General features: G+C 65.6%; 6 protein-coding genes. 4 read left to right on the forward strand and 2 right to left on the reverse strand.

Going from position 1 to position 4,971, the window contains the following annotated elements:
• Window positions 1-22: 22 nt before the first annotated feature.
• A complete protein-coding gene (locus ACFQPD_RS09960) occupies window positions 23-298 on the reverse strand; it encodes a hypothetical protein (RefSeq protein WP_385900468.1) in 276 nt (91 codons plus the stop codon).
• Window positions 298-600 carry a glutaredoxin gene (locus ACFQPD_RS09965; protein ID WP_385900469.1) on the reverse strand — a complete coding sequence of 101 codons (303 nt, stop codon included), beginning with the start codon at window positions 598-600 and terminating at the stop codon, window positions 298-300. The genes ACFQPD_RS09960 and ACFQPD_RS09965 overlap by 1 nt, the downstream gene beginning before the upstream one ends.
• A 152-nt stretch (window positions 601-752) precedes the next feature.
• On the opposite strand from ACFQPD_RS09965, the gene ACFQPD_RS09970 reads away from it, so the two are divergent.
• The 4 genes from ACFQPD_RS09970 (at window position 753) to ACFQPD_RS09985 (ending at window position 4,563) form a co-directional block, all read left to right on the forward strand.
• Window positions 753-1,187: a response regulator transcription factor gene (locus ACFQPD_RS09970; protein WP_385900470.1), complete on the forward strand. Its 435-nt coding sequence runs from the start codon at window positions 753-755 to the stop codon at window positions 1,185-1,187.
• 86 nt (window positions 1,188-1,273) lie between these two features.
• Entirely contained in the window at window positions 1,274-1,918 is a 645-nt protein-coding gene (locus tag ACFQPD_RS09975) for a DUF305 domain-containing protein (RefSeq protein ID WP_385900471.1), read from the forward strand.
• 1,116 nt (window positions 1,919-3,034) lie between these two features.
• Window positions 3,035-3,565 (forward strand): SigE family RNA polymerase sigma factor, encoded by a 531-nt coding sequence (locus ACFQPD_RS09980; RefSeq protein ID WP_078919610.1) that lies wholly within the window; start codon window positions 3,035-3,037, stop codon window positions 3,563-3,565.
• A complete protein-coding gene (locus ACFQPD_RS09985; RefSeq protein ID WP_385900472.1) occupies window positions 3,562-4,563 on the forward strand; it encodes a hypothetical protein in 1,002 nt (333 codons plus the stop codon). Before ACFQPD_RS09980 ends, ACFQPD_RS09985 begins: the two co-directional genes overlap by 4 nt.
• Window positions 4,564-4,971: the final 408 nt, after the last annotated feature.

The following is a 4,971-nucleotide window of genomic DNA, read 5'->3' on the forward strand; positions in this document are numbered from 1 at the left end:
CGGCGGCCGTCCGAGGACGGCATTAACGGCTCGATCCGGGCCCACGAAGCGTCATCGAGCACAGCAAAACGAGACATGAGTCAACAATCCCGCCCATCGACCCAGATCTTTGGGAGACACGCCCTAGGCCGGCGGCGAACACGAAGGTGAGCGGGATGAGGCGCCAGCGGCGGTTCTTGGCCGCCGCGGCGAGGTAGCTGGGGGCGAGGAAGACGATGCAGCAGGGGGCGAACAGCGCGACGCTGCCGGCGAGGAACGCTGCCAGGATCCCACCGGCGCTGAGGAGATCGGCGCCCATCAGCGGGCACGCAGGTGGTCGACGAGCCGCGCCAGTTTGCCGCGCGGGATCCGCCCGTCGTGGAAGTGGCGCCCTGCCACCAGGGTGAGCGGGAACATGCCTGGGCGATGCTCGGCGATCAACGCTCGACCCTCAGGGGACTCAGCCGGGACCGTCGTGAGGCGAAGCAGACCGGCACGGTCGAGGGCGTCGAGGCGCTCGTGGGCGTCGTCGCAGAAATGGCATGCGGGGGTGGTCACCAGGGTGACGTCGACCACGCCGGTCGGTGCTGACGGCAGGGCGGGTGCCGGAGTTTCGTTCACCATCCCAGTCTCAAGCGCCCAGATCAGGGAACGGTTCAGCCCGGGTCAAGGTTCGGCCAAGATCGCTCCGCCGGCGCAGCGAGGGGGTGAGTTGCCGGGTGGGGTGTGCCAATAATGGGCATATGGCTGAGCCCCGCAGGTCGAGTGTGTTGGTGATCGACGACGAGCGCCCGCTCGCAGCGATCGTCGCCTCCTACCTCAGCAAGGCCGGCTTCGACCCCGCTGTGGCGTACACCGGCCCGGACGGGGTCCGCTCTGCCCAGGATCTGGATCCTGATGTCATCATTCTTGATCTGGGTCTGCCCGGCCTCGACGGCGTCGAGGTGTGCCGCCAGATTCGGCTGTTCTCCGACTGCTACATCCTGATGCTGACGGCCCGCGCCGACGAGGTCGATAGGCTGATCGGCCTGTCGGTGGGCGCCGACGACTACCTGACCAAGCCGTTCAGCCCCCGCGAGCTCGTCGCGCGCGTCAACACCGTGCTGAGACCCCCGCGCCGCCAGGCACACGGCACACAGCCCGCCGCCCCGCGCGAGTTCGAGCGTCTGCGGGTGGAAGCGGAAGGCCGCGTCTTGATCAAATCTTGACCTTCCACGGGTTGGCTCCCGGGCCCACGGTTCATAGCCTCGAGATCAAGGCCCGGCGACATCGTCGGCCAGGAACGGAGCACCACATGTCACGCATGAAGCAGATCACCGCCACCCTGGCCGGGCTGGCCCTCACGGCCACCCTGGCGGCGTGCGCAGACCAGAGCGCCACTCCCCCAGCCGCGACCACCTCACCCACCACCGGTGTCGCGACGGCCACCGAGTCAGTGTCGGCGAGCGCTTCAAATGACGTCGCCGGCGAGCACGACGATCAGGACACCACGTTTGCGCAGATGATGATCATTCATCACGAGGGCGCCGTCGAGATGTCACAGCTGGCCATCGAGCGAGCCGACGACCCCGAGGTCGTCGCGCTGGCTGAACGGATCGCCGAGGCCCAAGGCCCGGAGATCGACCAGATGACCGAGTGGCTGGGCGCCTGGGGGGAAGACGTCTCCCCCGACGACCACGGCGGCATGGACATGGGCGGCATGGACATGAACGGCATGAGCCAGGAAGAGATGATGACTCAACTCGACGGCCTCACGGGCGCCGAGTTCGATCAGGCCTTCCTCGAGGCCATGATCGCTCACCACGAAGGCGCCATCAAGATGGCCGAGCAGCAGTTGGCCGACGGCCAGAACCCGGCTGCTCTCCTGTTGGCGCAGAAGATCGTCGACGACCAGCAGGCCGAGATCACCGAGATGCAGGAGCTGCTCACCAGCCCCTGACCCGACGCAGGTGAACGCGCGATCTGAAAGCTCTGTTCTGTCCCTTTGTGGTCACTTTCGACCGAGGTGAAACATGCATGATTCCTAGTCAAAGGAGCTTGACCAGGGAGTTCGGCGTGGAGCATAGGGGACTCGAACCCCTGTCCAAACGCGTTTGACTAGGAGCTTATCCGACGTTGGGCATCGCCGTGCTACGAACGTGCCACCAGCCAACCGATTCGCCGACATCGTCCCACAGAAGGCGGCTGGTCTCGGCGGCCCGGCCGGCCCGAAGATGCGAGGCCAGTTGCGCTCGTGACCGGTCTCGGCGGCCCACCTGTTCAAACCGTCGCGCGTCCTTCACCTTCGGCCCTGACCCGGCCCCACCGGGCCCGCGGTCCGCGGGTCCACCGCGGCCCAGCGCCCGGACGTCTCGGCGCGGGTCGGTGGCCCCGAGCAGGCCGCGCGTCCACTCGATGGACTCCTCCGTTGGCTGGTCTGCAACGACACAGACCTTATCCAGAACCCTGGCGGGTCGGCGTTGCCGGGCCTACGCGTCGGCGTGGTCGTCGTGCAGCCAGCGCTCTCACTTCTAGCTCGTACTCCTCGCGCAGCCTCCAGATCCGCTCGACGTCGGCGCCGATCGCCTGCCCTCCAGCCTGAACCTCATCGGCGACCCCGCGCATCGCGACCCTCGAGGAGCCAGCAGACCGCGCACGGCGGTGTCAGGCCATCATGCGGCTCGCGCTCATGCCGATCTGCGGATGGTGCAGAATCTCGACACCGAGTGCGCGAGCGGCAGACGCCAAGGTTGTTGGGACAGCTCGCGCGGGCCAGTTGAGGTTGTTATCTGTCCACGCAGCAGACCCGGCTGTTGAAGACGGAGCAATGCCTGCGAGCTATCGCTTTGGTGTACCAAGAGCATGACGCAAGCAACATCGACTTGCCCTCCTGTGCACTCTTTTGACTTGGCTTCTGCCTCCACATCCGCGAAGGCGCTGAGGGCCGGCATAGGCCGGTCGCCGCGGCGTGGCGACGTGACTCCGATTGATCGGCGGTAGCCCACTGACCACGCGTGGCGTGCGCTGAACGCGTTCGCGTGCAACCCTTCGGTGTCATGAAAGCGTCTAGGTAAGCATGCAGGCAGACAATGGGCCCCCTTCGAGTGATGCCGCCGCACGTTTCGACGCGTATGTCACTGAACGCGGCGGCGAGCTCTGGCGTTCCGCATGGTTGCTGACTGGGGATGTCCACCATGCTGAGGATCTGGTTCAGGCCGCCTTGCTCCGCACGTATGGCCGGTTTGCGGCCTTCGACAGCGAACGGCATTTCGAGGCTTATGTGCGGACCACGCTCTTCCGCACGTTCGTCTCCTGGCGGCGGCGGCGCCACTGGCGCAGTGAGATGCCCAGCGCGCTTGAACCGGACACTGTTGCCGACGTCGGCGACGACCCCCCGATGCAGGCGTCGGACCTCCGCCGGGCGCTGTTCAGCCTGCCACGCTCTCAGCGAGCGGTACTGGTCCTGCGCTACTTCGAAGACATGACGGTGATCGAGGTGGGGGAACTCCTCCAGATGCCCACGTCCACCGTCAAATCCCACGCACGTCGGGGCCTCGTGGCCCTCCGGCGGTCACCACACCTACTGGAACAGGACATGCACTCATGACCAGAGACAACCTTGCCGATGAGCTGGACGGGCTGGTGCCAACGCCGCCCGAGGCGTCGGGGTGGGGCCCGAAGGTGCGAACGGAGCACCGTCGTCGCGTGCGGACATCCGGTGTCGTAGCGGGCGCGGCTGCGGTAGCAGTGGTCGGCGTAGGAATGCTCCTCCTCAATGTCCCTCAGCCGACGATCCTGGCCACCCCCGCCGAGTCCACCACTGAACCGGCCGAAGCGACGCCGACCTCAGAGCCGTCGGTCACCGCCTGCGCTGACCGCGTGGAGTGGAAGCAGACGGTAGCAGTGCTACCTGATGTCACCGGCGCGTTCTTCTGTGTCTCGGAGAACCCCGGCGGCACCTCGTTTGTGCAGGTGGCCTTCTCAAGTGACCTGACTGTCGACATTGTGTCAGAGCTGCAGATGAATGCCTTTCTTCTCGGACTGCTACCAGGCATCTCGGCCACGAACGTGCATGGCCTCGCGTTGCGCACTGCTGCTGGGGATGTCCGTTCACTCGTCGGCTCGGCCGAAGACGGCAGGTTCAACTGGTACGAGCCGACGGGCGAGGGACTGATGGAGTGGCGACCGAGCCCCGAGCTGCTCGAACGGATGCGGTCCGAGATCGTCGCCACGGGCCACTGCGTCCGGCCGCCGCGACAGACCACCGCAGATGTCCAGGTGCATGTCTATTCCGCGGGCGGCGACGATACGGCCGTTGCCGCCGCCGCGGCGCATTTGCGACAAGCAGGCTTCGCGGTAACGGTGACCGGCGAGAAGGCGCTTAAGAGCCTCGGTGGCCCAATCATCCTTCGCGGCAGCAATCAGCACCGGGAGATAGAACTGGTGGGCACTTGGTTTGGTGGTGGTGGCGGCGAGCTGAGCCGGAACGACGCCATCGTCGACGTCCTGGTCACCGAGGAATTCACCGCCGATGCACTGCACCAAGGACAACCCGATCAACCAATCGGAGACATCACCTGCTCTCCCACAAGCGACGACGAGTAAAGTCATCGATGGAGGGGGTACAGGCCTTGAGGTCGTGGTACGAGAATCGGCGCCAATGGCTCAGTGAGCTCGGCCAACGTGCCCGATGGTCATGCCAGTTGTTGAATTCTGTCCAAGCTGAGCTCTCGTTCAAGGCCAGGTCATCAGAAGAGAGTGTTCTCCAGTCGGAGGCTTCCTCTCAACGGTTGGTCCGCGAGACGCGAGTACGCCGCTCTAGTGAGGACAAGATTCCTTGGTGCAGAGTCTCGGCGGCGTCCTCTAATCTGCTCGTAACGCACTCATCTAGTGGGTTCCAGCCGAGCTTCTGGCAGGCTCGGTCCTGTAGCGGCTGGCGGGTCAGCACTCTCCTCTTCTGATCGCTGTTTGAGGTCTTGCGGCAGACCGTGCGCCCGCTGGTCGTGGGGAGGC

The organism is Tessaracoccus sp. O5.2 (genome assembly GCF_964266725.1).
GTDB classification, from domain to species: domain Bacteria; phylum Actinomycetota; class Actinomycetes; order Propionibacteriales; family Propionibacteriaceae; genus Arachnia; species Arachnia lapidicapta.